This is a genomic window from Pseudomonas sp. AU11447 (genome assembly GCF_001672555.2).
Lineage (GTDB): Bacteria > Pseudomonadota > Gammaproteobacteria > Pseudomonadales > Pseudomonadaceae > Pseudomonas > Pseudomonas nitroreducens.
The window spans coordinates 151,207-176,188 of sequence record NZ_LZDG02000048.1 but is presented as its reverse complement, the minus strand read 5'-3'; the positions used below and the strand labels follow the sequence as shown (position 1 = coordinate 176,188).

Below are 24,982 nucleotides of genomic sequence, written 5' to 3'. Positions count from 1 at the left end.
CTGGCGGCGGCGCCGGCGGACACCTTCCTCCTCTGTCTTGTTGATCGATATCGGCGCACTGCTCCATTGAACAGCGCGCGGGTGCTTTTGGTCGGACCGAATATACCCAGCGACATGATCAATTGTATACAAAAAAGTGCTTCATCTCTGCAAAAAGCATCTTTTCCAGAACCAGTACCAGCGTGCAGAACCAGCCAGCGACCGGGCGTATGCCGCGCCATTACGCGGCATCCAGTGCATTCAAAGCCACCGCACGTGAGGCGAAGGGATTGAAACGACCGTTGCGCGGATTGTATTTACAGACCGCCTGACATTTTGTATACAATGCACACATCACGGCAGCGCACGGTCTACCGACCCGGCGCCGACCGCCAACCACAAGAAGGAACACTGCAGTGAGCGCTGACTATCCACGCGACCTGATCGGTTACGGCAACAACATTCCCCACCCGCACTGGCCGAACGATGCGCGCATCGCCCTCTCCTTCGTCCTCAACTACGAGGAAGGCGGCGAGCGCAACATCCTGCACGGGGATGCCGAATCCGAAGCCTTCCTTTCCGAGATGGTCGCCGCCCAGCCGCTCAAGGGCGAGCGCAACATGTGCATGGAATCGCTGTACGAGTACGGCAGCCGCGCCGGCGTGTGGCGCCTGCTCAAGCTGTTCAGGAAGTACGACCTGCCGCTGACCGTGTTCGCCGTGGCCATGGCCGCCCAGCGCCACCCGGAAGCGATCCGCCAGATGGTCGCCGACGGCCACGAGATCTGCAGCCACGGCTACCGCTGGATCGACTACCAGTACATGGACGAGGCGCAGGAACGCGAACACATGTTCGAGGCCGTGCGCATCCTCACCGAGCTGACCGGTCAGCGCCCGCAAGGCTGGTACACCGGCCGCCTGGGCCCGAACACCCGCCGCATCGTCCGCGAGGACGGCAACTTCCTCTACGATTCCGACACCTACGACGACGACCTGCCCTACTGGGACCCGGCGAGTACCGCCGAGAAGCCGCACCTGGTGATCCCCTACACCCTGGACACCAACGACATGCGCTTCACCCAGGTGCAGGGCTTCAACAAGGGCGACGACTTCTTCGAATACCTCAAGGACGCCTTCGACGTGCTCTACGCCGAAGGTGCCGAGGGCGCGCCGAAGATGCTCTCCATCGGCATGCACTGCCGCCTGCTGGGCCGTCCGGCGCGTATGGCCTCGCTGGAGCGCTTCATCCAGTACGTTAAAGGTCACGAGAAGGTGTGGATCACCCGCCGCGTCGACATCGCCAAACACTGGCACGAGAACCACCCGTTCAAAGCGCAGGAGAACCCGGCATGAGCCGCTTCCAGACCCTCACCCCGGCCAGCCTCGACCGCGCGGCCTTCGTCGCCGCCTTCGCCGACATCTACGAGCACTCCCCATGGGTCGCCGAGAAGGCCTATGACCTCGGCGTCGACGACAGCCTGAACGACATCGAACTGCTGCAGCAGCGCATGGCCGACATCCTCCTGTCCGCCAGCCACGACGCGCAGTTGGCCCTGATCAACGCGCACCCGGACCTCGCCGGCAAGGCCGCCGTCCGCGGCGAGCTGACCGCCTCCAGCACCGCCGAACAGGCCGGCGCCGGCATTCAGGACTGCACCGCCGAAGAGTTCGCCCGCTTCACCGAACTCAACGACGCCTACAAGGCCAAGTTCGGCTTCCCCTTCATCAAGGCTGTGAAGGGCAGCAACCGCCACCAGATCCTGGCCGCGTTCGAAGAGCGCATCCACAACACGCCGGAGCAGGAATTCCAGACTGCCCTGGCGGAGATCAACAAGATCGCGATGTTCCGCCTGCAGCAGCTCTGAGCCAGCGGACCTTCACTCCCCTTCCCACTGGAAGGGGCCCATGCGAACAACGATATAAGAAGACCAGCCATGCGTACCCTGAAGATCGAGCCGTTGACCAAGGAAGCCTTCGCCCCATTCGGTGATGTCATCGAAACCGAAGGCAGTGATTTCTTCATGATCAACAACGGCTCCACCCGCCGTTATCACAAGCTCGCCACCGTCGAAACGGCGCAGCCCGATGACAAGGCGATCATCAGCATCTTCAGCGCCGAATCACTGGAGATGCCCTTGCGCATCCGCATGCTGGAGCGTCATCCGCAGGGCAGTCAGGCGTTCATTCCGCTGCTCGGCAACCCGTTTCTGATCGTGGTCGCGCCCCTTGGCGATGTACCTGTATCGGGCCTCGTCCGCGCTTTCCTGTCCAACGGCAAGCAGGGCGTCAATTACCACCGCGGCGTCTGGCACCACCCGGTGCTGACGATCGAAAAGCGGGATGACTTCCTGGTGGTCGATCGCAGCGGTTCTGGCAACAACTGCGACGAGCATTTCTTCACCGAGGACGAACAGCTCCTCCTCGACCCCCAAGCGAACTAATAAGAGAGGCCCGCCTGCCGCGACGGCGGCACCCGGGCAAGAGGTAAAAACTGTGGAAGCACATCTCATCGAATGGCTGAACCTGCTGGTCCGCTGGGTCCACATGATTGTGGGCATTGCCTGGATCGGCGCTTCGTTCTACTTCGTCTGGCTGGAGAACAACCTCAATCGCGCCAACCCGCGCGAAGGGCTCTCCGGTGATCTCTGGGCGATCCATGGTGGCGGTATCTACCACCTGGAGAAGTACAAACTCGCTCCGCCGAAAATGCCGGACAACCTGCACTGGTTCAAATGGGAGGCCTACTCCACCTGGATGTCGGGCGTCTGCCTGCTGACCATCGTGTTCTACCTGAACCCGACCCTGTACCTGATCGCACCGGGCAGCGACCTCGCCCCGGCCGCTGCCGTGGCCATCGGCATCGGCTCGCTGATCGCCGGATGGTTCATCTACAGCACCCTGTGCGACTCGCCGCTGGGCAAGAAGCCCGCCCTGCTCGGCGCCATCCTGTTCGGCCTGCTGGTCCTCGCCGCCTACCTGCTGAGCCAGGTGTTCAGCGGTCGCGGTGCCTACCTGCACGTGGGCGCCATCATCGGCACCATCATGGTGGGCAACGTGTTCCGCGTGATCATGCCGGCCCAGCGCGCGCTGGTTAAGGCCATCGAGGAAGGTCGCGAGCCCGATCCGGTGCTGCCGGCCAAGGGCCTGCTGCGCTCGCGCCACAACAACTACTTCACCCTGCCGGTGCTGTTCATCATGATCAGCAACCACTTCCCGAGCACCTACGGCAGCCACTACAACTGGCTGATCCTGACCTGCATCGCGGCGCTGGCGGTGATCGTGCGTCACTATTTCAACACCCGCCACAATGGCAACGGCATGGCCTGGGCCCTGCCCGCCGGCGCCGTCGGCATGATCGCCCTGGCCTTCGTCACCGGCCCGAGCTGGCCGACCAGCGACGCCGCCTCCTCCACCGCGCAAGCTCAGAAGATCGAGTACCAGCCGCTGCCGGAAACCGCCGTTGGCGGCAAGACCCCGGCCGAGCGCGCCAAGGAAGAGGAAGCCGCCAAGGCCGCTGCCGCCCAGCAGGCTCAGGCCGCTCCGGCCCAGGCATCCGCCGCCGCGGGCTCGACCGAAGGCTTCGACAAGGTCCATCACGTCATCCAGGAGCGCTGCGCCGTCTGCCACTCGGCCAAGCCGACCAGCAATCTGTTCAGCACCGCGCCGGCCGGCGTGATGTTCGACACCCCGCAGCAGATCCAGCAGCTCGCCCCGCGCATCCAGGCGCAGGCCGTGGCTTCGCAGGTCATGCCGCTGGGCAACATCACGCAGATGACCCCGGAAGAGCGCAAGCTCGTTGGAGACTGGATCTCCAAGGGTGCCCAGGTTAATTGAGCCTGCGGCACGGCCAGAAGAACCGCACCTTCGGGTGCGGTTTTTTTATACCCACGAAACGCCGACACGCCCCCTGTAGGAGCGAGCTTGCTCGCGAACAGGACATCCGGCGCACCGGAGCGACAGGGAGCGTTTGCATTCGCGAGCAAGCTCGCTCCTACGAAAAGCGCCCCCTGAAACAAAAAATGTAGTCCACTCGACCAATGGCTACAAAAATACCGAGACCAGGAAACACGCGGCCTAGAGCCCTGCAGCACCAGGGAGACAAAACGTGACCGACTAGTTGTATACAAAAAACGATTGAACCCGATACACATCGAAGATATAAAGTCCCGCACCGCTTCACCCGCTCGGCCCCGGGGGTGAGATCGGCCAGTACTTCCCGGTTGTCGTGCCCGTCCGGCAACCAGCGACTGACAACAATAAAAACCGAGGTGTTGCATGTCCGTGGTAACTGAGCGCTCCCATACCGGCTCGCCCGTCGACCAGCGTTTGCCCTTGCTGCAACTGCTGCTGGTCGGCTTCCAGCACGTTCTCCTGATGTATGGCGGCGCCGTCGCCGTCCCGCTGATCGTCGGCCAGGCCGCCGGTCTCTCCCGTGAAGAAATCGCCTTCCTGATCAACGCCGACCTGCTGGTCGCCGGCATCGCCACGCTGGTGCAATCGCTCGGCATCGGCCCGGTAGGCATCCGCATGCCGGTGATGATGGGCGCCAGTTTCGCTGCCGTAGGCAGCATGGTCGCCATGGCCGGAATGCCCGGCGTAGGCATGACCGGCATCTTCGGCGCGACCATCGCCGCTGGCTTCTTCGGCATGCTCATCGCGCCCTTCATGAGCCGCATCGTGCGCTTCTTCCCGCCGCTGGTGACCGGCACCGTGATCACCTCCATCGGCATGTGCCTGTTCCCGGTGGCGATCAACTGGGCCGGCGGCGGCAAGGCAGCCGCCAACTTCGGCGCCATCGAATACCTCGCCCTGTCCTCCTTCGTGCTGGCAGTGATCCTGCTGATCAACCGTTTCCTGAAGGGCTTCTGGGTCAACGTATCGGTGCTGATCGGCATGTTGCTGGGCTACATCATCGGCGCCAGCATGGGCATGGTCAGCCTGGACGGCATCGAGCAGCGCCCGTGGTTCGACATCGTCACGCCGCTGCATTTCGGTGCCCCGGAATTCCACCTGGCTCCGGTGCTTTCGATGTGCCTGGTGGTGGTGATCATCTTCGTCGAGTCCACCGGCATGTTCCTCGCCCTGGGCAAGATCACCGAGACCGAAATCTGCCCCAACCGCCTGCGTCGCGGCCTGCTGTGCGATGCCGGCGCATCCTTCATCGCCGGCTTCATGAATACCTTCACCCATTCCTCGTTCGCCCAGAACATCGGCCTGGTGCAGATGACCGGCGTGCGCAGCCGCTACGTCACCGCCGCCGCCGCGCTGTTCCTGATCGCCCTGTCGCTGCTGCCCAAGGCCGCCTTCCTGGTCGCCTCGATTCCGCCAGCCGTTCTGGGCGGCGCCGGCATCGCCATGTTCGGCATGGTCGCCGCCAGCGGCATCCGCATCCTCCACGAGGCGGACATCGTCGACCGTCGCAACCAGTTGCTGGTGGCGGTGAGCATTGGCATGGGAATGGTGCCGGTAGTGCGTCCGGACTTCTTCGCTGCGCTGCCCCAGTGGATGGAGCCGATCACCCACAGCGGTATCGCGATGACTGCGATCTGGGCCGTGGTGCTGAACATCCTCTTCAATATCCTCGGCGAACAAGGCCGCGACGCCCTCTGCGGGCATCACTGAAACCCTTTCGCGGGCGCCTCCCGGACGCCCGCACCCAAGCCGCGTCCAACTCCTTCGCGGCTTTTTTTCGTCTGCAATCTGGAGCTGAGGTTCAGGCTTCCGGCCGGTAGCCCAAACGCAGGCCACCCCACTGGCGACCGCGCACATAGATCGGCACCGAGAGGTCGTGCATCAGCTCGCCGGTATCACGGCAGTAGGTCTGCAGCAGCATCGGCTGATTGTGGCTGCCACAGCGCACCCCGGTGCGGTCGTTGAACAGGCGCTTGCTGCGGCTCTTGAGCATGTCCACCTGCAAGTCGCCGCTGGGCGGATGGCTGAACGCCTGGTTATGCGTCGGCACATAACCCTCGGCAGTACAGGCGATGGCGAACACCAGCCCTTCATGGCGTTGCAGCAAGTCTTCCTGGATGCGCGGCAAAACTTCATCGGTATAACGGTCGAAACGCGTACGGAATTTCTGCGGTCGAGTGCCCGGCATCGGCTGGTAGTCGCGGTCGAACAGGTCCTCTGGGCCGATGCGGCCCGTGTCGATATCCGCCTCGAAACGCGCGCCGATGGCCTGCGCACCGGCGCGGGCAAGGTCATAGACGCGCTGGTGATAGTCGTCCAGCGCCACTTCGGCCAGGCGCTCGCTGATCATCTCCGCCTGGGTTTCCAACTGCACCGCTGCGTCCGCCAGCCGGTGCGTCTGCTCGTCGCTTGCGCGCAGGTCGCCGCGCACCTGCTCGACGGCGGCGAACAGACTGTCCAGCTGATTGCGGTTGATCTCTGCGCCCTCGGCAATCTCGGTGATCTGGGTTTCCACCGTAGCGGCGAGCCCGGCGATGTCCTGCAACTGCCGGCCAGTGCTTTCCACCTGGCTGACGCCCAGGCCCAGGTCATCGGTGAGCTGGCGAATCTGCTCCACCACCTCGCCGGTCTGGCGCTGGATGTCCTCGATCATCTGCCCGACTTCGTCGGTAGCCTCGGCAGTGCGCCCGGCCAGGCCCCGCACTTCCTCGGCAACCACCGCAAAGCCCCGGCCATGCTCGCCCGCGCGCGCCGCCTCGATGGCGGCATTAAGCGCCAGCAGGTTGGTCTGGCTGGCGATGGACTGGATCACCTGGGTCACGCGCTGGATGTCCTCGCTGCGCGCACTCAGCGTCTCGATCAGTGCGCGGCTGGCACTGGCGCGCTGGCTCAGCTGGCGCATGCAATCGATAGCGGCGTGCAACTCGCTGCGCCCGGCATCACTGCCGGCGCGGGCGAGCGTGGCTGCTTCCTTCGCCTGGCGGGCCAGGTTCGAAGTAGCTCGCTCGGTGTGGATCATCACCTCGGCGCTGCCGACGATCTGCTCCGCCGCCACCACCTGGGACTCCAGCTTCTCCACCAGGCGCTGCACCGAGAAGGACACTCCGGCGGCGGACAGCGCATTGCGACTGGTGCCCTGGGACAGCTCGCGGGTCAGCTCGGCGACATCCGGCAGCACCGCCAGCGCACCAGCCGAGGCCGACCGCTCGGGAACGAACCATGGCCCCCAGAGCAGCACCGCGGCCAGCAGCAGGCACAACGACAACGGCCAGCCGCCCAGCGCCTGGGCGATGAACAGCAGCACCAGGCCGCAAGTCTGCAGGGTAAGAATGAGGACGATACGCGGGCGCGCGATATCCATGGCGGCAGCTCTCTTCTGGCGGGCCCTACCGCTGCACAGCGCAGGCACGCTGCCGGGAGGCCCGATTATTCTTGTCAGAGCCATTAGGCCGCCTGCTGCACACGGCGGCTATCGTTCCTTAGTGGTAGACGAGGCGCTGCTTGAGTCGCTACAGGCAGCTGCGCGCAGCCAGGTTGATCGCATCGTCCGGGCTCGGCGCTTTGTGACGATACAGCACCACGTCGCTACCCTTGTCCGCTGCCGTGGTCTCCAGCAACGCCTCGGGGCTATCGCCCGATGTGGTCGGCATCAGCAGCCGGTAGCCAAAGCGGATTTCCTTCACGGCCGACGACGAGCGGATTGCCTGCCATTTCGGCAACAGGCAGGTCATATAGACCGAGGGCGACTTGCCACTTTCCAGCCGCAATGCCGAAGCATCCCCCTTCAGCTTGCCCGGCGAGGAACAGGCGGCCAACAGGATCAGCGGGAGCGTCAGCAATAGGGGTTTCATCGAATGAGATCCTTCTGTCAGGAACCCAGAGGGTAGCAGTTGCGCCGAGGCTGACCGCTAGGCCAGGTCAAGGCCAAGACAGACCGCCCGCCGGTTTCCGTGCGCAGAGCGGGCAACCCCGGTAAAATCTCCGCCCTTTCCGCGGTGCGAACGATTTCGCGCCCCCAAGCGAAGCCAGATACGAAGCACCGATGACCACTGCCGCTCCGACCGCCACTACCCACCCCGAGCCCTCCCGCCGCTTCTCCGTGGCGCCGATGATGGATTGGACTGACAGACATTGTCGGTTCTTCCTGCGCCAGCTCTCCAGCCACGCCCTGCTCTACACGGAAATGGTCACCACCGGTGCCATCCTGCACGGCGATGCCGCGCGCTTCCTGCGCCACGACGAGTGCGAGCATCCACTCGCACTGCAACTGGGCGGCAGCAATCCGGCAGACTTGGCTGCCGCCGCGAAGATGGCTGAAGAGGCCGGCTACGACGAAGTGAACCTGAACGTCGGCTGCCCCAGCGACCGCGTGCAGAACAACATGATCGGCGCCTGCCTGATGGGCCACCCGGCGCTGGTGGCGGACTGCGTGAAGGCCATGCGCGATGCGGTATCGATCCCGGTGACGGTCAAGCACCGCATCGGCATCAACGGGCGCGACAGCTACGAAGAGCTCTGCGACTTCGTCGGCCAGGTGCGCGACGCCGGCTGCCGCAGCTTCACCGTGCACGCGCGCATCGCCATCCTCGAAGGCCTGTCGCCCAAGGAAAACCGCGAAATCCCGCCGCTGCGCTACGACATCGCCGCGCAGCTCAAGCGCGACTTCTCGGAGCTGGAAATCGTCCTCAACGGCGGCATCAAAACCCTGGAGGAATGCCGCGAGCACCTGCAGGTATTCGATGGCGTGATGCTCGGCCGCGAGGCCTACCACAACCCCTACTTGCTGGCCCAGGTGGACGCCGCACTGTATGGCTCGCCAGAGCCGGCCATCACCCGTGCGCAAGCCCTGGCGCGGATGCGCCCGTACATCGAGCGGCACATTGCCGAAGGCGGCGCGATGCACCACGTGACCCGCCATGTCCTCGGCCTGGCGCAAGGTTTCCCGGGGGCGCGGCGCTTCCGCCAACTGCTCTCGGTGGACGTTCACAAGACCAAGGACTCCCTCGGGCTGCTTGATCAGGCCGGAGAACTTCTCGCCGGTCACTGAGTCCCGTTGAGTGGCGCATCGGCCTCGGGTAAGGTCGATGCACTCTCTACGGAAGACGCGCCATGACCTCCAAGCTGGAACAACTCAAGCAATACACCACGGTTGTCGCCGATACCGGCGATTTCGACGCCATTGCCCGCCTGAAGCCGGTGGATGCCACCACCAACCCTTCATTGCTGCTGAAGGCTGCCGCCCTGCCCCGCTACACCGAGCACCTGGCGCGTGCCACCGAAGGCGCGCAGGGTGACGCCGGCCTCGCCTGTGATCGCTTCGCCGTCGCCGTGGGCAAGGACATCCTGGGTGTGATTCCGGGGCGCATCTCCACCGAAGTGGACGCCCGCCTGTCCTTCGATACCGAAGCCACCCTGCAACGCGCCCACCGCCTGATCGACCTGTATGACCAGCAAGGCATCGGCCGCGACCGCGTGCTGATCAAGATCGCCTCCACCTGGGAAGGCATCCGCGCTGCCGAACAGCTGGAGCGCGAAGGCATCCAGACCAACCTCACCCTGCTGTTCTCCTTCGCCCAGGCCGCCGCCTGCGCCGACGCCGGTGTATTCCTGATCTCGCCCTTCGTCGGGCGTATCTACGACTGGTACAAGAAGGCCAATAACCGCGACTACGTCGGCGCGGAAGACCCAGGCGTGCAGTCCGTTTCGCGCATCTACCGCTACTACAAGGCCAATGGCTACGACACCGTGGTGATGGGCGCCAGCTTCCGCAACCTCGGCCAGATCGAGCAGCTCGCCGGCTGCGACCGCCTGACTATAAGCCCGGACCTGCTGCAGCAATTGGCCGATGCCCAGGGCGAGCTGCCGCGCGCGCTGCAGCCCGGTGGTGGCGAGGCGCGCCAGGTTCTGGACGAGAGCACTTTCCGCTGGCAGATGAACGAAGACGCCATGGGCACCGAGAAGCTGGCCGAAGGCATCCGCCTGTTCGCCCGCGACCAGGAAAAGCTCGAGGCGCTGCTCGCCAACCGCTGAAAACTGCGGACGAGCAAATGCAAACCGGCGCCCAGGGCGCCGGTTTGCATTTCAGCTCATCGAATCAGTGGCGCTCGAGCGCGCTCACCAGATCGTGGAAGGCCTCGCGGTTGGTCTCGTTCAGGCCCATCAGGATACGGTGGGCCTCGAGCACCTTGCCGCGCACTACCTCCTCGGACTGGTCCTGGGGAGGCAGATCGGTCAGGCAGTCCGAACACGGAATCGGGCGATCGACGATGTTGAACACCTGATCGAAGCCCATCGACTGCAGCAACCGGGTGATGTCCGCATTGGTGGTGACCAGCGTGGGCAACAGCCCGACCTTCTGCCGCGAGAGAATCGACAACTTCGCCAGGAGGCCCAGCGTAGTGCTGTCGATGCTCTGGGTTTCCGTGAGATCGATGATGATCGCCGAGAAATTCAACGCGGCGAAGATTTTTTCAATGGTGGCATCCAGCGCCGAACACAGGGTCAGTCGGACTTCGCCCACGAACTTCAGGACGAATGAGCCATCCTGCTCGGCGAACTGGATTTTACCGGTACTCATGCAAGGTTCCTGCTCAACACCAGCAAGGCAATATCATCCGGCATCTCGGACAACTTGGCCAGTCCGAAGACTTGACGCAGGCCATCCAGGGTTCCGCCGGCGGCGACGACCTGCTCGGGCAGGGCCGTCTCCTTTTCTTTCAGCGTAGCTCCCGGAAGGACGTCGAGAATGCCGTCCGAGAACAGGGAAAGGCTGAAGGATTTGGGAAGATCAAGGACATGATCCTCGTAAGTCGCTTCGTCGAACAGCCCTACCGGCAGGCCACGGCCTTCCAGGTAACGGGCTTCACCGTCGACATAGAGCACTGGCAGCGGCAGGTGCCCGCCGATGCTGTAGGTCAGGCGATCGGTATCCAGGTCGATCACGCCGCCGAGCATGGTCACGTGCTTGCCCAGGTTGCAGTTGATCAGCCCGCGGTTGATGTGACCGAGTACGTCCGACGGCTTGAATTCCGGCAGCATGTCGTTGCGCTTGGACTCGTACAGCAGCCGCGTGGTCATGAACTTCAGCAGCACGGTGACAAAGGCAGACGAAGCGCCGTGACCCGAAACGTCGGCGAGATAGAAGCCGATGCGGCGGGCGTCGACACGGAAGTAATCGACAAAGTCACCCGACAGGTACAGCGACGGGATGATCTGGTGGGAAAACGCCAGGCCCTCGGACTCCCACGGAGTCTCCGGCAGCATGTTCATCTGCACCTGGCGGCCAGCGTTCTGGTCTTCCTGGAGCAGGTTCAGGCTGGCCTGCAGCTCGCGGTTGGCGGTTTCCAGCTTTTCGCGATAGCGGCGGTTTTCCGAGCGCAGGAAGGCGCGGTCCAGGGCACGGCGTACCGAGTGTTCCAGGACGGCAAGATCTTCCAGCGGCTTGATCAGGTAGTCGGCGGCGCCCAGGCGCAGGGCCTCGACGGCATCGCTCATCACACCGGCACCGGACAGCACGATCACCGGGGTTTCCACCGCCATCTCGCTGACGCGACGGATCAGCTCGAGGCCGTCCATCTGCGGCATGCGCAGATCGCAGATCACCAGGTCGGGGAGTTGGTGTTCGAAGACCTTCAGGCCTTCCAGGCCGTTGGTGGCCTGTGTGACCTTGAATCCGCTGTCTTCCAGGTAGGCGGCGAGGCTTTCGCGGACGACGTCGTCGTCATCGATAATCAGCAGCGAGGCACTGGCTTTGTGCATGGGTCATCCAGGCAAACGGCGCCGGGGTTGTGGTTTGGCGCTCATTCTAGGGAACAGCGGCGCGGGTCGGTCGCGACAAGGCGCAGACAGTACTCCCATCCGCTCAAGGGTTCAAGCAGGCGCAGCCCGCGCCACGAACGGCGCGGGCTGGAGGACAGGAACGGTCTGCGGGCAAGGTGGATCAGAAGTCGTCTTCGACCTCGCCGTCCTTGACCTTGAACTCGCGGTTCTGCAGGTAGGCGTTGCGGATGAAGGTGTATTTGTCGCCGCTGATCAGCTTCTCGGACTTGAGCAGGTCGGCGCGGGTATCGACCACGTTGACACCACGCAGGCTGTTACGCACCGATACATTGTCGATGTAGGGATACGGGCCGGTATAGGCATCAGGGATCAGCGAAGGCGCATCGCGAAGGGTGCTCGGGCCCAGCAGCGGCAGCATCACGTAAGGGCCGCTGCCCACGCCGTAATGGCCGAGGGTCTGGCCGAAATCTTCGTCGTTGCGGCGCAGGCCCATGTGGGTCGCGACGTCGATGAAGCCGGCCAGGCCGAAGGTGGTGTTGAACAGCAGGCGGCTGGTATCGACGCCGGCATCGCGGAACTTCAGTTGCAGCAGGTCGTTGACCAGGTTGCGCACGTCACCGATGTTGCCGAAGAAGTTGTGCACGCCGTCCTGCACGACATTCGGCGTGACGTACTGGTAGCCCTGGGCCAACGGCTTGAGGGCGTAGGTGTCCAGGGTGTCGTTGAAGGTGAAGATCGGGCGGTTGATGCTTTCCCACGGGTCGTCTTCGCTGGCGGCCTGCGCCAGGAACGGGATCGTGGCCAGGCCGGCGACGGCGAGCAGGCTGAAGCAGCGTTTCGTCCATTGGACGCCTAGTGGGCGCATCGGGAATTCTCCAGTGAATGTCTTTCGGGCCAGCCATGGCGGCCCCGCTATGCGGGCAGATTATATAGAGGCCGAACGGTTTTGCGGACCCGAACCGATCTCAGAGGATTTCGATTCGTGGCCGCGCACTACCGTTTCGCTTGCTTCCAGCCGAAAGCATAGTGCCACTTCAGTCCGGATACCGTGCGTCGATGACAATTTCCAGCGCATCGGAGCGCCAGAACTCCTGGTCCCACTCCACCAGCCGGCCGTCGTCGACAAAGCTTGCGCGCTCCACATGCAGGCCCGGCGCGCCTGGCGCCAGTTGCAGCGGCGTCGCCCACGCAGCCACCAGCGCGGTGGAATGCATGGCAAGTTCGGAACGCGACAGGCTGAGGCCCAGCTCCTCGCGCAATACGCGGGTAAGCGAGGTGTCCAGCCCGTGATCGAGCAGCCCTGGGCACCAACTGGCGTCCAGGGTGATTTCCTCCAGCATTACCGGGCGTTCGTCGACCCAGCGTCGGCGCAGGATATGGAACACCTCGGCCCCTTCATCCAGCCCCATGCGTCGAGCGATAGCGGGCCCGGCGGTACGGCGTTCAGCGGCCAGCACTTCGGTACGCGGCACCCGCCCCTGGGCCTGGACGTAATCCATGAAGCCCGTGGTGCGGGTCGGGTTGTACCGGATGCGCGGCGGCGAGACGAACCAGCCGCGGCGATTCTCGCGGTAGAGCACGCCTTCTGTTTCCAGCTGTTGCAGCGCCTCGCGCAGGGTTACGCGGGTGCAGCCGAAGCGTTCGGCCAGCTCGCGCTCGGCGGGCAGGCGCTCGGTGAGGGTGGCGTTGGCGATGTCCTGCGCCAACTGCTCGCGAATGCGCAGGTAATGGGGCATGGGTTCGACCGGCATGGGTGTCTTCCGCAAAAAGGCGCGGCGATTATAACGGCACGCAAAGGGACTTCATCTGACCGTCACAATGGCCCGCTAGTCTGGCCTAGACCAATTATCAGAAAAGCCCGCCATGCCTGCGACTGCCGACCTTCCGCGCTTCACGACCCTGCTGTTCGGACTGTCCGGTGATCTGGTGGACTTCGGCGCAAGGACGCTGCCGGTTGCCCTGCAACGTATTTGCCCCGACTGTCCGCCGGAGCGCCTGACCTCCGCCCTCGCCCTGCCACCACAGCAGGCCCTGGATCTGGCCCTGGGCCACGATGCCGACGCCCCGGAGCGCGACCTGTTCCAGTCGGCCCTGGACGAAGCCGCCCAGGCCCACGCCGAGGCCACACCCGGCGCACTGGATGCCCTGCAGTCGCTGCACCAGCGCGGCGTTCCCTGTGCCTGGCTGGATGAGTTGCCGAATGCCACCACGCTGCACCTCGCCGCCGCGCTGGACGACCACCTTGCCACCGGGCTGGATATCGCCGGCCGCCAGTGGCCGGCGCCGGATTCCTGCTGGCAGGCACTGATGCAGCTTGGCACTCCATTGCTGGACGGCTGCGTGCTGGTCAGCGGCCAGCCGCGCCTGCTCCAGGCCGGGCTCAACGCCGGCCTGTGGACCATCGGCCTGGCAGCCAGCGGCCCCCTCTGCGGCCGAGCGCCCGGCGACTGGGATGCCCTGGGCAATCTCGACCGCGACCGCCTGCGCGCCCAGGCCACACTCGGCCTGTACCGCCTCGGCGTGCACTCGGTCATCGATCATCTGGGCGAGCTGGATTCCTGCCTGCAGGACATCGCCAGCCGCCGTCTGAAAGGAGAAAAACCATGAAGCACGAGCGCCACCGCTTCCTCGACGAGTTGGCCGAGCGTTTCGCCAGCCACGGCGCCGAGCCTTACGGCGAAGCCGTCAGCCAGGCCGAGCACGCGTTGCAGTGCGCCACGCTGGCCGAGCGCGCCGGTTGTTCCGACAGCCTGGTGATCGCCGCCCTGCTCCACGACATTGGCCACCTCTACGAGAACCCGGAGCTGATCGATGAACAGGACCTGCGCCACGAGGAGTTCGGCGCCAACCTGCTGCGCGAACTGCTGCCCGAATCCGTCTGGCAGCCGATCCGCCTGCACGTAGCCGCCAAGCGCTACCTCTGCGCAGTAGACCCGGCATACCACGCCGGCCTGTCCTGGGCCTCGCGGCAGAGCCTGGCGCTGCAGGGCGGGCCGTTCGATGAGCGCGGCTCCAGTGCCTTCCTCAACGCGCCGTTCTCCCAGGACGCGCTGACGCTGCGCCGCCTGGACGACCTGGGCAAGGACCCGGCCATGCGCACGCCGGAGCTGGAGCACTTCTTCCCACTGCTCGAGCGGCTCCTGCGCGTTGATCGGCATCAGGCAAGGGTGCGCGCGGCGAGTTAAGCTCAAAGGCATGGCGATGGACCTTTTCCCCGTCGGGCGAGGTCCATCTTTGGGTACGTACCGCAGAAGGACACCACCATGCCGACACAACGCCTCCAGGAAGAACTCCAGGCCCTGCGCGACCAGCTGGAGCGCCAGCCGCCGCTGAACGCGGAAGAGCGCGAATCGCTGCAAGCCTTGATCAAGGACATCGAATTGCAGCTGGCCAACGAAGAGGCGCTGGCCGACGAGACCCTGATGGACAACGTCAACCTGGCCGTCGAGCGCTTCGAGGCAAGCCATCCGACCTTGGCCGGCACGCTTCGCTCCATCGTGCAGAGCCTGGCGAACATGGGCATCTGAAGCTTCCAGACATGAAAAACCCGGCCAAGGCCGGGTTTTTTGTATCCGCGATTGACAGGCGCGCCAGCGACTACTGACGCACCAGCCGGCGATTGTCCGGCTGCACGGCTTCGCTGCTGCGGTACGGGTTGATGTCCAGCCCGCCACGGCGCACGTAGCGCGCGTAGACAGTCAGGCGGGTCGGCTGCAGCAGGCGTTGCAGGTCGAGGTAGATACGCTCGACGCACTGTTCGTGGAAATCCTGGTGCTGGCGGAAAGAAACCACGTAGGCCAGCAGGCTCGCGGCATCCAGCGCCGGACCGGCGTACTCGACCACCAGGGTGCCCCAATCCGGCTGGCCAGTGACCGGGCAGTTGGATTTGAGCAGGTGGCTGTAGAGCACTTCGTCGACGCGGCGGGTGTCGTCGCAGCGCAGCAGTTCCGGGCGCGGGTGGTCGTAGCTTTCTACCGCGACGTCCAGATCGTCGATACAGGTGCCCTGGATGACTGCCACGCCCTCGCCCGCCACTTCGTCCAGGCCGCGAACACGTACGCCCACCGGCGCGCCAGCGGCGGCGGACAGATCACGCTCCATCACCGCACGTACGGCTTCGGCATTGTCGAAGGCGGTCTGGTTCAGCGAGTTGAGGTAGAGCTTGAAGGACTTGGACTCGATGATGTTCGGCGACTGCGCCGGGATCGAGAACTCGCCGATGGCCACCACCGGCTTGCCCGACGCGGTCAGCCAGGACAGCTCGTAGCAGTTCCACAGGTCCACGCCCTGGTACGGCAGGGTGTCCGCGGTCAGGCCCAGTTCCGCCCACTTGGTGGTACGGGAGATCGGGAAGAGCAGCTCCGGCGCGTAGGTGGAGACGTATTCGCTGGATTTGCCCAGGGGCGAGTGTTCGGCGGGATGCTGCATGGGGAGGTCCTGCTGGATCGGCGATGCGGGTGGTAACGCGAGGCGGCGAGTGTATACAAATCCGCCGCCCCTTTCAGCAGCCGGCGGACGAGCCGGATATCCCGACGTATCCAGCATGCGCTTTTGTAGGATGGGTGGAGCGGAGCGATACCCACCCTACGCAGAGCCAGTCAGAACCACATCCGCACGCCCGCCACCCAATAGCCCTCCTCGTCGTCCTCGCCTTCGGCGCGGGCGATATCGCCGCTGCGGCCGTAGGTCTTGTTCCAGACGTAGCCGAAGTACGGTGCGAACTCCCGGCGCACTTCGTAGCGCAGGCGCAAGCCCACCTCAAGCTCGCTGCCGCCCGCGCCAACGCCGGCGTCGCGGTCATCGGCCAAGGCCAGGTTGTACTCCAGCGCGGGCTCCAGTATCAGCCGCTGAGTCAGCAGCAGCTCGTATTCGGTTTCCAGGCGCAACGACGGGTCGCCGCGCTCGCTGAGGAACAGGTTGGCGTCCACCTCGAACCACTGCGGCGCCAGCCCCTGGAGGCCGAGAACGGCATAGGTGCGTGACGGCCCCGGTTGATCGTCATGGCGCACGCCCACCTGCCAGTCCCAGAAGTCCGCTACCAGCCGCTGGTAAAGCAGCTGCACTTCGTTGTCGGTGGTAGGGCCGCCGGCGTCGCGCTCGCCCTCCAGCTTCAGGCGCAGCTTCTGGTAGTCGGTGCCGTACCAGCCCTGGGCTTCCCAGCCCAGCGCCTGGTCGTTGCCGTGAAAGCGGCTTTCCAGGCGCTGGATCAGCAGCGAGCCCATGGGCATGTCGTCCATCTCGGCGCTTTCTGCGGGCAAGGCCAAGCCCAGGGTCGCCGCGCAGGCCACCGTTGCAATGCGTTTCATGGCGGTTCCTCAGAGGCTGGCGCTGGCGGGGGCCGGCTCGACGATGACCTTGCGCATCATGCCGGCGGCCATGTGGTAGATCAGGTGGCAATGGAAGGCCCATTCGCCCAGCGCGTCGGCAGGCACGTCGACGTCCAGGGTGCTGCCCGGCGCCACGCTGACCACGTGCTTGAGCGGGTTGAAGCGGCCGTTGCCCTTGTCCAGCTGCATCCACATGCCGTGCAGGTGCATGGGGTGGGTCATCATGGTGTCGTTGACGAAACGGATGCGCACGCGCTCGCCGTAGGTCAGGCGGATCGGCTCGGCCTCGGAGTACTTCTTGCCGTCGATGGACCAGAAGTAGCGCTCCATGTTGCCGGTCAGGCGAAACTCGATGGTGCGATCCGGCGCACGATAGTCGGCGTAGGGACGCATGGCTTTCAGGTCCGCGTAGACCAGCAGGCGGTTGCCCGGCTCCGCCGGTTGCGGCGTCAGGCCGCTGCCGGGGGCGTAGTCGGACTTCGGCGCGGCGGCGCCCATGGCTGAATGATCCATGCCAGCCATCTTGGAGTGATCCATGCCCGCCATGTCCGAACCTTCCGGCTGCGCCATCGCCATGCTGCCGTGGTCCATGCCCTCGTGGCTCATGCCCATATCGGCCATGGTCAGCAACGGCCGCTCGCGCAGCGCCGGCACCTCGGCGACCAGCCCCTCGCGCGGTGTCAGGGTGGCGCGGGCAAAGCCACTGCGGTCCATGGCTTCGGCGAAGAAGGTGTAGGCGCGATCCTCCTGCGGCTGGACGATCACGTCGTAGGTCTCGGCCACGGCGATGCGCAACTCGTCCACCGTCACCGGCTGCACGTCGTTGCCGTCGGCCTGCACCACGGTCATCTTCAGGCCGGGGATGCGCAGGTCGAAGTAGCTCATGCCGGAGCCGTTGATGATGCGCAGACGCACGCGCTCGCCAGGCTTGAACAGGCCGGTCCAGTTCTGCGTGGCGTCCTGGCCGTTGACCAGGAAGCGGAAGCCGGCAATATCGGCAATGTCCGTCGGCGTCATGCGCATACCGCCCCAGTCCAGGCGGTCGCGCAGGGTCGCCAGGAAGCCGTTGGCGCCGGAGTCGGCGATGAAATCCCCCAGGGTTCGCTGGTTGTGGTTGTAGTAGTCGCTCTGCTTCTTCAGGTTGGCGAACACGGTTTCCGGCTCCGTGTCGTGCCAGTCCGCGAGCAGCAGGGTGTACTCGCGGTCATAGCGGTACGGTTCGCGCGCCTTCGGTTCGATCACCAACGGGCCATAGAGCCCCTCGATTTCCTGGAAGTCGCTGTGGGCGTGGTACCAGTAGGTGCCGGACTGCTTCACGGTGAAGCGGTAGGTGAAGGTCTCGCCGGGCTTGATACCCGGGAAGCTGATGCCCGGCACGCCGTCCTGGGTATAGGGCAGGATCAGCCCGTGCCAGTGCAGCGAGGTGTCGCGGTCGAGGGTGTTGGTGACGCGCAGTTCGACGTCCTCGCCCTCCTTGAAACGCAGCTCCGGCGCGGGCGTCCGGCCGTTCACCGTGAGCGCCTTGCGCACGCCATCGGACAGTTTCAACTCGCCCTCGCCAATCGTCAGGTCATACACGCCCGCCTGCACCGCCAACGGTGCCAGCAGCAGCGCCCCCAGAGCCCAATCCCTTGCGCGAATCATCTTGGCGCTCCCGGTTCAGGGCTTGACGGTCAGTTTGCCGACCATGCCGGCCTGGTAGTGCCCCGGAATGTTGCAGGCGAACTCCAGGCTGGTGGCCTTGCTGAAGGTCCAGGTCAGCTCGGCGGTCTTGCCCGGCTCCACCAGCACGCTGTTGGGATCGTCGTGCTTCATCATCTGGCCGTGGCCCATTTTCGAATGATCCATCTGGCTCATGTCGTGCTGCATGCCGGTCGGCGTGAGCATCCCGGCGTCCATCATCTGCTGCATTTCCTTCTGGTGGCCGGCGTGCATGGCGGCGCTGCCCAGGTTGAATTCGTGCAGCAGACTGCCGCTGTTGTGGATGATGAAACGTACGGTCTCGCCCGGCTTCACATCGATGTTCTCCGGCTCGAAGAACATCTCGCCCAGCTTGATCTCCACGGTGCGGGTGGCCTGGGCGGCCTTGGCCGGCTTGCCGAAGTCATAGGCGTGCCCGGCGTCGGCCAGGGCCGGCAGGCTGATGGCGGCGGCGAGGCCGAGGACGGAGGCACGGAACAGGTTGAGCGGGGACATGGCGTTTCCTCGATGGATTCGATTGCTTGCGGCCATGGTCGCCATCTGCGCCTGAGGCTTGCCTGTCGGGAAGATTACAAATGTGTCAGCTTGGCGCTGATCGGCGGCTGTCGCGGTATAAAGCGGCCAGCCACACTGACTGAAATCGGCGCGCACGCCCGAACGGAAGCCCCCGACCATGAAACTCCTGATCGTCGAAGATGAACCCCGCATCGGCCAATACCTGCAGCAGGGCCTGAGCGAGGCCGGCTTCGCCGTCGACCTGACCGCCGACGGCGACGAAGGCCTGCAACTGGCCCTGGCCGCCGAGCACGACCTGCTGATCCTCGATGTGATGCTGCCCGGCCGCGACGGCTGGCAGATACTCCAGGCGGTGCGCCAGGCCGGCAGCGCCGTGCCGGTGCTGTTCCTCACCGCCCGCGACGCCGTGGAAGACCGCGTGCGCGGCCTGGAACTGGGGGCCGACGATTACCTGGTGAAACCCTTCGCCTTCGTCGAACTGCTCGCCCGCGTCCGCACCCTGCTACGCCGCGGCGGCCAGCAGATCCAGGAAACCACCCTGCAACTGGCCGACCTCGAACTCGACCTGCTGCGCCGCCGCGTGCAGCGCGCCGGCAAGCGTATCGACCTGACCGCCAAGGAGTTCGCCCTGCTGGAGTTACTGCTGCGCCGCAGCGGCGAGGTGCTGCCCAAGTCGCTGATCGCCTCCCAGGTGTGGGACATGAATTTCGACAGCGACACCAACGTCATCGAAGTCGCCATCCGCCGCCTGCGCGCCAAGGTCGACGACGACTTCCCGCAGCGCCTGATCCACACCGTGCGCGGCATGGGTTACGTGCTGGAAGAGCGCGAAGCATGAGCGCCCGCCTCTCCCTCGGCCTGCGCCTGAGCCTGCTGTTCGCCGCCTGCACCGCCGCCGTGTCGTTGTTGGCCGGCCTCATTTTCAGCCGCGCCAGCGAGGCGCACTTCATCGAGTTGGACCAGCAGTTGCTGAGGGGCAAGCTGGCGATCTTCCGCGACGTGCTGAATGGTGTCGGCAGCGCTGAACAACTCGCCCCCCACGACGCCGAACTGCGCCGCGAACTGGAGCGCCATCCCGACCTCGGCCTGCGCCTGCAAGGCCCTGACGGCCAACGCTGGTTCTGGCAACTGCCCGCCATGAACATGGCCAGCGACGAAGCCCCCGCCTACCGCGAACTGCAAGCGCCGCTGGATGCCGGGAATCCGCAGGGTGCGCAGCTCACCCTGATCCTCGACATCACCCATCACCAGCACTTCCTGCAGCGCATGCAACGGCTGATCTGGATGACCATGGGCTTCTCCGCCCTGGCCACCGCGCTGCTTGGCGCCTGGGCGGCCCGCGCCAGCCTGCGCCCCTTGCGGCGCATGAGCGAAGTGGCGGCCCAGGTCAGCGCGCACTCGCTAACGACCCGCCTCGACGCCGGACAGATGCCGCAGGAGTTGCGCGGCCTGGCCGGCGAGCTGAACGCGATGCTGGCGCGCCTGGAAGAAGCCTTCCAGCGCCTGTCGGCCTTCTCCGCCGACATCGCCCACGAACTGCGCACGCCCCTGACCGGGCTATTGACCCAGACCCAGGTCGTGCTCTCGCGCTCGCGCGGCCTGGAGGATTACCGCGAAGCGCTGCACGGCAACCTGGAAGAGCTGGAACGGCTCACCGCGATGGTCAATGACATGCTGTTCCTGGCCAAGGCCGACCACGGCCTGCTCGCACCGAACCGCCAGGTTCTTGCCCTGGCCGGCGAAGTGGACGAACTGCTGGAGTTCTATGGGCCGCTGGCCGAGGAAAAATCCATCCGCCTGGAGCGCGACGGCGAGCTGTCGGTGCAGGGCGACCGGCCCCTGCTGCGCCGGGTCCTGGCCAATCTGCTGGACAACGCCCTGCGCTTCACCCCGGACGGCGGGCAGGTTCGCGTACGCCTGGAGCCGGGCCGCCTGAGCGTGGAAAACCCCGGCCGGGAAATTCCCGCCGAGCGCCTGCCGCGCCTGTTCGACCGCTTCTACCGCGCCGACCCGGCTCGCCGCGAAGGCCGGGGTGAGCATGCCGGGTTGGGGTTGGCGATCTGCCGCTCCATCGTGCGGGCCCATGGCGGGGAGATTCGCTGCGAGTCGGCTGGTGGATGGACGCGGTTCGTTATCGAGTTTCCGGACCTGTAGGAGCGAGGGGGACGCCCAGTCCTTGCTCGCGAACAGATTGACCGATAACTCCGGCGTTGGGCGGTTCGCGAGCAAGCTCGTTCCTACAAGATCAAGAGCCCCAGCGGCCATGTACCCAATACCCCGAAAAAGAATAAGGCCCCAACCGGGGCCTTTTCTCAATCATCGCAACGAGCCGCTCACTGCCGCATCCCGCGCCCACTCACCAGCAGGCGCACGCAGAACACGTAGAGCAGCACGGTCGCCACCAGCATGAAGATCACCGCGGTGCCGATGCGGATGTCCGACACGCCGAGGATGCCGTAGCGGAAGGCATTGACCATGTGCAGGATCGGGTTGGCCAGCGACACAGTCTGCCAGAACGGCGGCAGCAGCGTGATCGAGTAGAACACCCCGCCCAGGTAGGTCAGCGGCGTCAGCACGAAGGTCGGGATGATCGATATATCGTCGAAGTTGCGGGCGAATACCGCGTTGACGAAGCCACCCATGGAGAAGATCGCCGCCGTCAGCACCACCACCAGCACGGTGATGCCCAGGTGGTGGATCTGCAGGTCGGTGAAGAACAGCGACAGGATGGTGACGATCACGCCCACCGCCAGCCCGCGCAGCACGCCACCGCAGACGAAGCCGAGGAGAATGGTGTGCGGCGACACCGGCGACACCAGCAGCTCCTCGATGTTGCGCTGGAACTTGCTGCCGAAGAAGCTCGACACCACGTTGCCGTAGGAGTTGGTGATCACCGACATCATGATCAGGCCGGGCACGATGTACTGCATGTAGGTGAAGCCGCCCATGTCGCCGATCTGCCGGCCGATCAGGTTGCCGAAGATGACGAAGTACAGAACCATGGTGATCGCCGGCGGCAGCAGGGTCTGCGGCCAGATGCGCAGGAAGCGGCGGACTTCGCGGTAGACGATGGTGTTGAGGGCGACCCAGTTGGCGCGCAGTTCGTGACTCATACCGCCACCTTCGACAGATTCTTCTCCACCAGCGACACGAACAGCTCCTCCAGCCGGTTGCTCTTGTTGCGCAGGCTCAGGATCTGTACGCCCTGGGCATTGAGCTGGACGAACAGACCGTTGATCCCCAGGGATTTGTCCACCTGCACTTCCAGGGTGTGGTCATCCACCAGCCGCGCCGGATAGCCGTCGAGCCTGGGCGTCTCGCTGAGCGTGCCCTGCAGGTCGAGGTAGAAAGTCTCGACGTGCAGCTTGCTCAGCAGCTTGCGCATGCTGGTGTTCTCCACGATGGTGCCGTGGTCGATGATCGCGATGTTGCGGCACAGCTGCTCAGCCTCCTCCAGGTAGTGCGTGGTGAGGATGATGCTGATGCCTTCGCCGTTCAGCTCGGTGAGGAAGTTCCACATCGAGCGACGCAGTTCGATATCCACGCCAGCGGTGGGTTCGTCGAGGATCAGCAGGCGCGGCTCGTGGACCAGCGCGCGGGCGATCATCAGGCGGCGCTTCATGCCGCCGGACAGTTCGCGGGAGGCGGAATTGCGCTTGTCCCACAGGCCCAGTTGGGTCAGGTACTTCTCGGCTCGGCCCTTGGCGACGCTCATCGGGATGCCGTAATAGCCGGCCTGGGTGACGACGATGTCGAACACCCTCTCGAACTGGTTGAAGTTGAACTCCTGGGGCACCACGCCCAGGCAGCGCTTGAGGCCGTACGGGTCCTTGTCCAGGTCATGGCCAAACACGTTGACCGTGCCGCTGGTCTTGTTCACCAGGGTGGAAAGGATGCCGATGGTGGTGGATTTGCCGGCGCCATTGGGGCCCAGCAGGGCGAAGAAATCGCCTTCGGCGACGTCCAGATCGATGCCCTTGAGGGCCTGGAAGCCGTTGCCGTAAGTCTTCGTCAGTTGACGGATGGACAGCGCGGAACTCATGGGGATTCCCGTTGCAAGTCTTTGGAAGGTCGCAGGTCTTTGCAAAAAAGGCCTGCTTGATACTGGTCCGCCGCACCGATTGCAACCTTCTCGGCGCGCAGGCGGGCCTCAGGTCAGGTCGGTCATCACTGCGTCACGGTAGGCCGGGCGCGCCTTCAGGCGTTCGTACCAGGCCTTGAGATGCGGCTGCGCCGGGCGCTCGATGGGCATTTCGAACCAAGCATAGATGAAGCTGCCCAGCGGAATGTCACCAATGCCCAATTGTTCGCCGGACAGATACGGCTGCCTGGCCAGCGTAGCCTCGGGGATTTCCAGCAGGCGCACGCAGGTATCGATGGCGGCCTGGATGGCGGCGGCGTCGCGCTGCTCCGGCGGGGTGCGCAGAGTACCCCAGAACACGGTGCGGAACGGGCCCGCGAGGGATGAAGTCGTCCAGTCCATCCATTTCTCGGCACTGGCGCGAGCTTGCAGGTCCTGCGGATACAGGCCAGGTGCGTAGCGTGCAGCGAGGTAGCGGACGATGGTATTGGACTCCCAGAGGATGAAACCATCGTCATCCAGAGTCGGCACCACGCCATTGGGGTTCAGCGCGCGGTAAGGCGCATCGTTGACCACGCCGAACGCTCCGCCGGCGTCGATCCGCTCATAGGCAAGGCCCGCCTCCTCCGCACACCAGAGCGCCTTGCGCACGTTGGAGGAGTTCTTCCGGCCCCAGATCTTGAGCATGCTGCGCCTCTCTTGTTGTCGTCATCGGATGAAGGCACGGTCTGAAGGCGTGACTTCGGATGAAGGCACCCTACCGGCTTCGCGGCGAGGAAAAAAGTCGCATGTACTGATGGTGACTATCGATTGTTTTCATGCGGGCGATTGTGTTCATGCCTGGCCGCTTCGCTGCGCATGTCGCCGTCCAGCGGGGCGTCCTCACCGGTGAACAGGTGCGGGTAACACTGCTTGAGATAGCCGAAGAAGAACTCCTCGGGCACATCCGGGAACTGGCCGTGGTCGCGCAGGTACTCCATGTGCCGCTCGCCGTCGCGGTTGAACGGATGGAAGACGCTGTCGGTGCGCCCGTCGAACTCCAACGGCAGCACACCAAAGGCCTCGCACAGGCCGATATCGAAGGCCGGCGTGGCCTTCACCCAGCGGCCTTCAAGGAACAGCTCGGTGTAGCCGTGCATGGCGAATACCTCGCTGCGCAGCAACTCCAGCAGGCGCGGCGTGGCCAGGTGGTTCTTCACATCAGCCAGGCCAATGCGCGCGGGAATCCCGCAGTGCCGGGCGCAAGCGGCCAGCAGCGTGGCCTTGGGCACGCAGTAGGACTGCCCGCTTTCCAGGGCGTGGCTACCCTTGAGGGTCTGCGGGTCGCGGCTGAACACGTAGGGGTTGTAGCGAATCCCGTCGCGCACCGCGTAATAGAGCGCCACCGCCTGCTCCAGCGGCGTACCGCCGTCGCCCCGATGATTTAGAGCGAACTCGATTACCCCGGGGTGGTCACTATCAACGAAGCGGCTGGGCTTGAGGTACTGCTGCATGGCTCTGTCTCCGGGCTGGTCGTCCTTGATGGCGCCACCAGTCTAACCAGCCGGATCGGCTCCCCGACAAGGCGATCCGGCCAAGCTGTCCGGCCATGCGGCCATCGGCCTTCGCTCGGCCAGCTAAGCTTCCGGTGCATTCTGACGGGAGCCCGTCAGGTGCTTGCGCACTGTTCGTCACCAAGCCCGCTGCGA

The 24,982-nt window shown here is 64.8% G+C and carries 26 protein-coding genes; 12 read left to right on the top strand and 14 right to left on the bottom strand.

All coding sequences use genetic code 11. The annotated features are described in order from the left end of the window. Positions 1 to 395 precede the first annotated feature (395 nt). From puuE to A6723_RS18515, 5 genes are all read left to right on the top strand, one after another. On the top strand, positions 396 to 1,331 hold the full coding sequence (gene puuE / locus A6723_RS18535; RefSeq protein ID WP_054910389.1) for an allantoinase PuuE: 936 nt from the start codon (positions 396 to 398) through the stop codon (positions 1,329 to 1,331). Next, a complete protein-coding gene (gene uraD / locus A6723_RS18530) occupies positions 1,328 to 1,843 on the top strand; it encodes a 2-oxo-4-hydroxy-4-carboxy-5-ureidoimidazoline decarboxylase (RefSeq protein ID WP_054910388.1) in 516 nt (171 codons plus the stop codon). Before puuE ends, uraD begins: the two co-directional genes overlap by 4 nt. Positions 1,844 to 1,912: 69 nt before the next feature. Beyond that, positions 1,913 to 2,419 (top strand): ureidoglycolate lyase, encoded by a 507-nt coding sequence (locus tag A6723_RS18525; RefSeq protein WP_045209032.1) that lies wholly within the window; start codon positions 1,913 to 1,915, stop codon positions 2,417 to 2,419. Positions 2,420 to 2,471: 52 nt separating this feature from the next. Continuing rightward, positions 2,472 to 3,812 (top strand): urate hydroxylase PuuD, encoded by a 1,341-nt coding sequence (locus A6723_RS18520; RefSeq protein ID WP_054910387.1) that lies wholly within the window; start codon positions 2,472 to 2,474, stop codon positions 3,810 to 3,812. Positions 3,813 to 4,253: 441 nt separating this feature from the next. Continuing rightward, positions 4,254 to 5,600 carry a nucleobase:cation symporter-2 family protein gene (locus A6723_RS18515; protein WP_054910386.1) on the top strand — a complete coding sequence of 449 codons (1,347 nt, stop codon included), beginning with the start codon at positions 4,254 to 4,256 and terminating at the stop codon, positions 5,598 to 5,600. A 91-nt stretch (positions 5,601 to 5,691) separates the two neighbouring features. Here the strand turns inward: A6723_RS18515 and A6723_RS18510 are convergent, their stop codons facing one another. Both A6723_RS18510 and A6723_RS18505 read right to left on the bottom strand, forming a co-directional pair. After that, on the bottom strand, positions 5,692 to 6,909 hold the full coding sequence (locus A6723_RS18510) for a methyl-accepting chemotaxis protein (RefSeq protein ID WP_371914063.1): 1,218 nt from the start codon (positions 6,907 to 6,909) through the stop codon (positions 5,692 to 5,694). A gap of 490 nt (positions 6,910 to 7,399) precedes the next feature. Next, positions 7,400 to 7,741 (bottom strand): hypothetical protein, encoded by a 342-nt coding sequence (locus A6723_RS18505; protein WP_054910384.1) that lies wholly within the window; start codon positions 7,739 to 7,741, stop codon positions 7,400 to 7,402. Between the two features lie 191 nt (positions 7,742 to 7,932). Between A6723_RS18505 and dusA the strand changes: the two genes are divergently transcribed. Next, positions 7,933 to 8,937, top strand: coding sequence for a tRNA dihydrouridine(20/20a) synthase DusA (gene dusA / locus A6723_RS18500; RefSeq protein ID WP_054910383.1), 1,005 nt, complete (start codon positions 7,933 to 7,935; stop codon positions 8,935 to 8,937). A 62-nt stretch (positions 8,938 to 8,999) separates the two neighbouring features. After that, the gene (tal, locus tag A6723_RS18495) at positions 9,000 to 9,920 is read left to right on the top strand and encodes a transaldolase (RefSeq protein WP_054910382.1); all 921 of its coding nucleotides are present in this window, start codon (positions 9,000 to 9,002) and stop codon (positions 9,918 to 9,920) included. 64 nt (positions 9,921 to 9,984) lie between these two features. Here tal and rssC read toward each other — a convergent pair whose 3' ends face one another. The 4 genes from rssC to A6723_RS18475 all read right to left on the bottom strand — a co-directional run bounded on the left by rssC (position 9,985) and on the right by A6723_RS18475 (position 13,420). Further along, the gene (gene rssC / locus A6723_RS18490; RefSeq protein WP_017517513.1) at positions 9,985 to 10,467 is read right to left on the bottom strand and encodes an anti-sigma factor antagonist RssC; all 483 of its coding nucleotides are present in this window, start codon (positions 10,465 to 10,467) and stop codon (positions 9,985 to 9,987) included. Beyond that, the gene (gene rssB / locus A6723_RS18485; protein ID WP_024763890.1) at positions 10,464 to 11,648 is read right to left on the bottom strand and encodes a two-component system response regulator RssB; all 1,185 of its coding nucleotides are present in this window, start codon (positions 11,646 to 11,648) and stop codon (positions 10,464 to 10,466) included. Before rssB ends, rssC begins: the two co-directional genes overlap by 4 nt. Before the next feature lie 181 nt (positions 11,649 to 11,829). Continuing rightward, a complete protein-coding gene (locus tag A6723_RS18480) occupies positions 11,830 to 12,534 on the bottom strand; it encodes a VacJ family lipoprotein (protein ID WP_054911029.1) in 705 nt (234 codons plus the stop codon). Positions 12,535 to 12,703: 169 nt separating this feature from the next. Then, positions 12,704 to 13,420, bottom strand: coding sequence for a UTRA domain-containing protein (locus A6723_RS18475; protein WP_054911028.1), 717 nt, complete (start codon positions 13,418 to 13,420; stop codon positions 12,704 to 12,706). Positions 13,421 to 13,532: 112 nt separating this feature from the next. Here A6723_RS18475 and A6723_RS18470 point away from each other — a divergent pair, with 112 nt between their 5' ends. From A6723_RS18470 to A6723_RS18460, 3 genes are all read left to right on the top strand, one after another. Further along, the gene (locus tag A6723_RS18470) at positions 13,533 to 14,276 is read left to right on the top strand and encodes a phosphatase (RefSeq protein ID WP_054911027.1); all 744 of its coding nucleotides are present in this window, start codon (positions 13,533 to 13,535) and stop codon (positions 14,274 to 14,276) included. Continuing rightward, positions 14,273 to 14,854: a phosphonate degradation HD-domain oxygenase gene (locus A6723_RS18465; protein WP_054911026.1), complete on the top strand. Its 582-nt coding sequence runs from the start codon at positions 14,273 to 14,275 to the stop codon at positions 14,852 to 14,854. The genes A6723_RS18470 and A6723_RS18465 overlap by 4 nt, the downstream gene beginning before the upstream one ends. 78 nt (positions 14,855 to 14,932) lie before the next feature. Then, positions 14,933 to 15,196, top strand: a complete 264-nt coding sequence (locus tag A6723_RS18460) for a DUF4404 family protein (protein ID WP_024763885.1) — start codon at positions 14,933 to 14,935, stop codon at positions 15,194 to 15,196. A gap of 70 nt (positions 15,197 to 15,266) precedes the next feature. On the opposite strand, the gene queF is transcribed toward A6723_RS18460, so the two are convergent. The 4 genes from queF to A6723_RS18440 form a co-directional block, all read right to left on the bottom strand. After that, positions 15,267 to 16,097 (bottom strand): NADPH-dependent 7-cyano-7-deazaguanine reductase QueF, encoded by an 831-nt coding sequence (queF, locus tag A6723_RS18455; protein WP_054911025.1) that lies wholly within the window; start codon positions 16,095 to 16,097, stop codon positions 15,267 to 15,269. A gap of 170 nt (positions 16,098 to 16,267) precedes the next feature. Beyond that, a complete protein-coding gene (locus A6723_RS18450) occupies positions 16,268 to 16,975 on the bottom strand; it encodes a copper resistance protein B (protein ID WP_054911024.1) in 708 nt (235 codons plus the stop codon). Between the two features lie 9 nt (positions 16,976 to 16,984). After that, entirely contained in the window at positions 16,985 to 18,640 is a 1,656-nt protein-coding gene (locus A6723_RS18445; RefSeq protein WP_054911023.1) for a copper resistance system multicopper oxidase, read from the bottom strand. Positions 18,641 to 18,655: 15 nt separating this feature from the next. Further along, complete coding sequence (locus A6723_RS18440) at positions 18,656 to 19,192, bottom strand: plastocyanin/azurin family copper-binding protein (RefSeq protein WP_054911022.1); 537 nt, start codon at positions 19,190 to 19,192, stop codon at positions 18,656 to 18,658. Positions 19,193 to 19,370: 178 nt separating this feature from the next. Between A6723_RS18440 and A6723_RS18435 the strand changes: the two genes are divergently transcribed. Next, entirely contained in the window at positions 19,371 to 20,051 is a 681-nt protein-coding gene (locus A6723_RS18435; RefSeq protein WP_024763880.1) for a heavy metal response regulator transcription factor, read from the top strand. Beyond that, the gene (locus tag A6723_RS18430; RefSeq protein ID WP_054911021.1) at positions 20,048 to 21,367 is read left to right on the top strand and encodes a heavy metal sensor histidine kinase; all 1,320 of its coding nucleotides are present in this window, start codon (positions 20,048 to 20,050) and stop codon (positions 21,365 to 21,367) included. Before A6723_RS18435 ends, A6723_RS18430 begins: the two co-directional genes overlap by 4 nt. Before the next feature lie 179 nt (positions 21,368 to 21,546). Here A6723_RS18430 and A6723_RS18425 read toward each other — a convergent pair whose 3' ends face one another. The 4 genes from A6723_RS18425 to A6723_RS18410 all read right to left on the bottom strand — a co-directional run bounded on the left by A6723_RS18425 (position 21,547) and on the right by A6723_RS18410 (position 24,787). Next, positions 21,547 to 22,326, bottom strand: a complete 780-nt coding sequence (locus A6723_RS18425; protein WP_024763878.1) for an ABC transporter permease — start codon at positions 22,324 to 22,326, stop codon at positions 21,547 to 21,549. Then, positions 22,323 to 23,255, bottom strand: coding sequence for an ABC transporter ATP-binding protein (locus tag A6723_RS18420; protein WP_054911020.1), 933 nt, complete (start codon positions 23,253 to 23,255; stop codon positions 22,323 to 22,325). The genes A6723_RS18425 and A6723_RS18420 overlap by 4 nt, the downstream gene beginning before the upstream one ends. A gap of 108 nt (positions 23,256 to 23,363) precedes the next feature. Then, positions 23,364 to 23,981 (bottom strand): glutathione S-transferase family protein, encoded by a 618-nt coding sequence (locus A6723_RS18415; protein WP_054911019.1) that lies wholly within the window; start codon positions 23,979 to 23,981, stop codon positions 23,364 to 23,366. 116 nt (positions 23,982 to 24,097) lie between these two features. Beyond that, positions 24,098 to 24,787: a transglutaminase family protein gene (locus A6723_RS18410; RefSeq protein WP_054911018.1), complete on the bottom strand. Its 690-nt coding sequence runs from the start codon at positions 24,785 to 24,787 to the stop codon at positions 24,098 to 24,100. Between the last annotated feature and the right edge of the window lie 195 nt (positions 24,788 to 24,982).

Coding starts and splice junctions, on each gene's coding strand:
- uraD (WP_054910388.1), top strand. CDS start 1,328: ATGAGCCGCTTCCAGACCCTCACCCCGGCCAGCCTCGACCGCGCGGCC.
- A6723_RS18525 (WP_045209032.1), top strand. CDS start 1,913: ATGCGTACCCTGAAGATCGAGCCGTTGACCAAGGAAGCCTTCGCCCCA.
- A6723_RS18515 (WP_054910386.1), top strand. CDS start 4,254: ATGTCCGTGGTAACTGAGCGCTCCCATACCGGCTCGCCCGTCGACCAG.
- A6723_RS18510 (WP_371914063.1), bottom strand. CDS start 6,909: ATGATCCACACCGAGCGAGCTACTTCGAACCTGGCCCGCCAGGCGAAG.
- A6723_RS18505 (WP_054910384.1), bottom strand. CDS start 7,741: ATGAAACCCCTATTGCTGACGCTCCCGCTGATCCTGTTGGCCGCCTGT.
- dusA (WP_054910383.1), top strand. CDS start 7,933: ATGACCACTGCCGCTCCGACCGCCACTACCCACCCCGAGCCCTCCCGC.
- tal (WP_054910382.1), top strand. CDS start 9,000: ATGACCTCCAAGCTGGAACAACTCAAGCAATACACCACGGTTGTCGCC.
- rssC (WP_017517513.1), bottom strand. CDS start 10,467: ATGAGTACCGGTAAAATCCAGTTCGCCGAGCAGGATGGCTCATTCGTC.
- rssB (WP_024763890.1), bottom strand. CDS start 11,648: ATGCACAAAGCCAGTGCCTCGCTGCTGATTATCGATGACGACGACGTC.
- A6723_RS18480 (WP_054911029.1), bottom strand. CDS start 12,534: ATGCGCCCACTAGGCGTCCAATGGACGAAACGCTGCTTCAGCCTGCTC.
- A6723_RS18475 (WP_054911028.1), bottom strand. CDS start 13,420: ATGCCGGTCGAACCCATGCCCCATTACCTGCGCATTCGCGAGCAGTTG.
- A6723_RS18470 (WP_054911027.1), top strand. CDS start 13,533: ATGCCTGCGACTGCCGACCTTCCGCGCTTCACGACCCTGCTGTTCGGA.
- A6723_RS18465 (WP_054911026.1), top strand. CDS start 14,273: ATGAAGCACGAGCGCCACCGCTTCCTCGACGAGTTGGCCGAGCGTTTC.
- A6723_RS18460 (WP_024763885.1), top strand. CDS start 14,933: ATGCCGACACAACGCCTCCAGGAAGAACTCCAGGCCCTGCGCGACCAG.
- queF (WP_054911025.1), bottom strand. CDS start 16,097: ATGCAGCATCCCGCCGAACACTCGCCCCTGGGCAAATCCAGCGAATAC.
- A6723_RS18450 (WP_054911024.1), bottom strand. CDS start 16,975: ATGAAACGCATTGCAACGGTGGCCTGCGCGGCGACCCTGGGCTTGGCC.
- A6723_RS18445 (WP_054911023.1), bottom strand. CDS start 18,640: ATGATTCGCGCAAGGGATTGGGCTCTGGGGGCGCTGCTGCTGGCACCG.
- A6723_RS18440 (WP_054911022.1), bottom strand. CDS start 19,192: ATGTCCCCGCTCAACCTGTTCCGTGCCTCCGTCCTCGGCCTCGCCGCC.
- A6723_RS18435 (WP_024763880.1), top strand. CDS start 19,371: ATGAAACTCCTGATCGTCGAAGATGAACCCCGCATCGGCCAATACCTG.
- A6723_RS18430 (WP_054911021.1), top strand. CDS start 20,048: ATGAGCGCCCGCCTCTCCCTCGGCCTGCGCCTGAGCCTGCTGTTCGCC.
- A6723_RS18425 (WP_024763878.1), bottom strand. CDS start 22,326: ATGAGTCACGAACTGCGCGCCAACTGGGTCGCCCTCAACACCATCGTC.
- A6723_RS18420 (WP_054911020.1), bottom strand. CDS start 23,255: ATGAGTTCCGCGCTGTCCATCCGTCAACTGACGAAGACTTACGGCAAC.
- A6723_RS18415 (WP_054911019.1), bottom strand. CDS start 23,981: ATGCTCAAGATCTGGGGCCGGAAGAACTCCTCCAACGTGCGCAAGGCG.
- A6723_RS18410 (WP_054911018.1), bottom strand. CDS start 24,787: ATGCAGCAGTACCTCAAGCCCAGCCGCTTCGTTGATAGTGACCACCCC.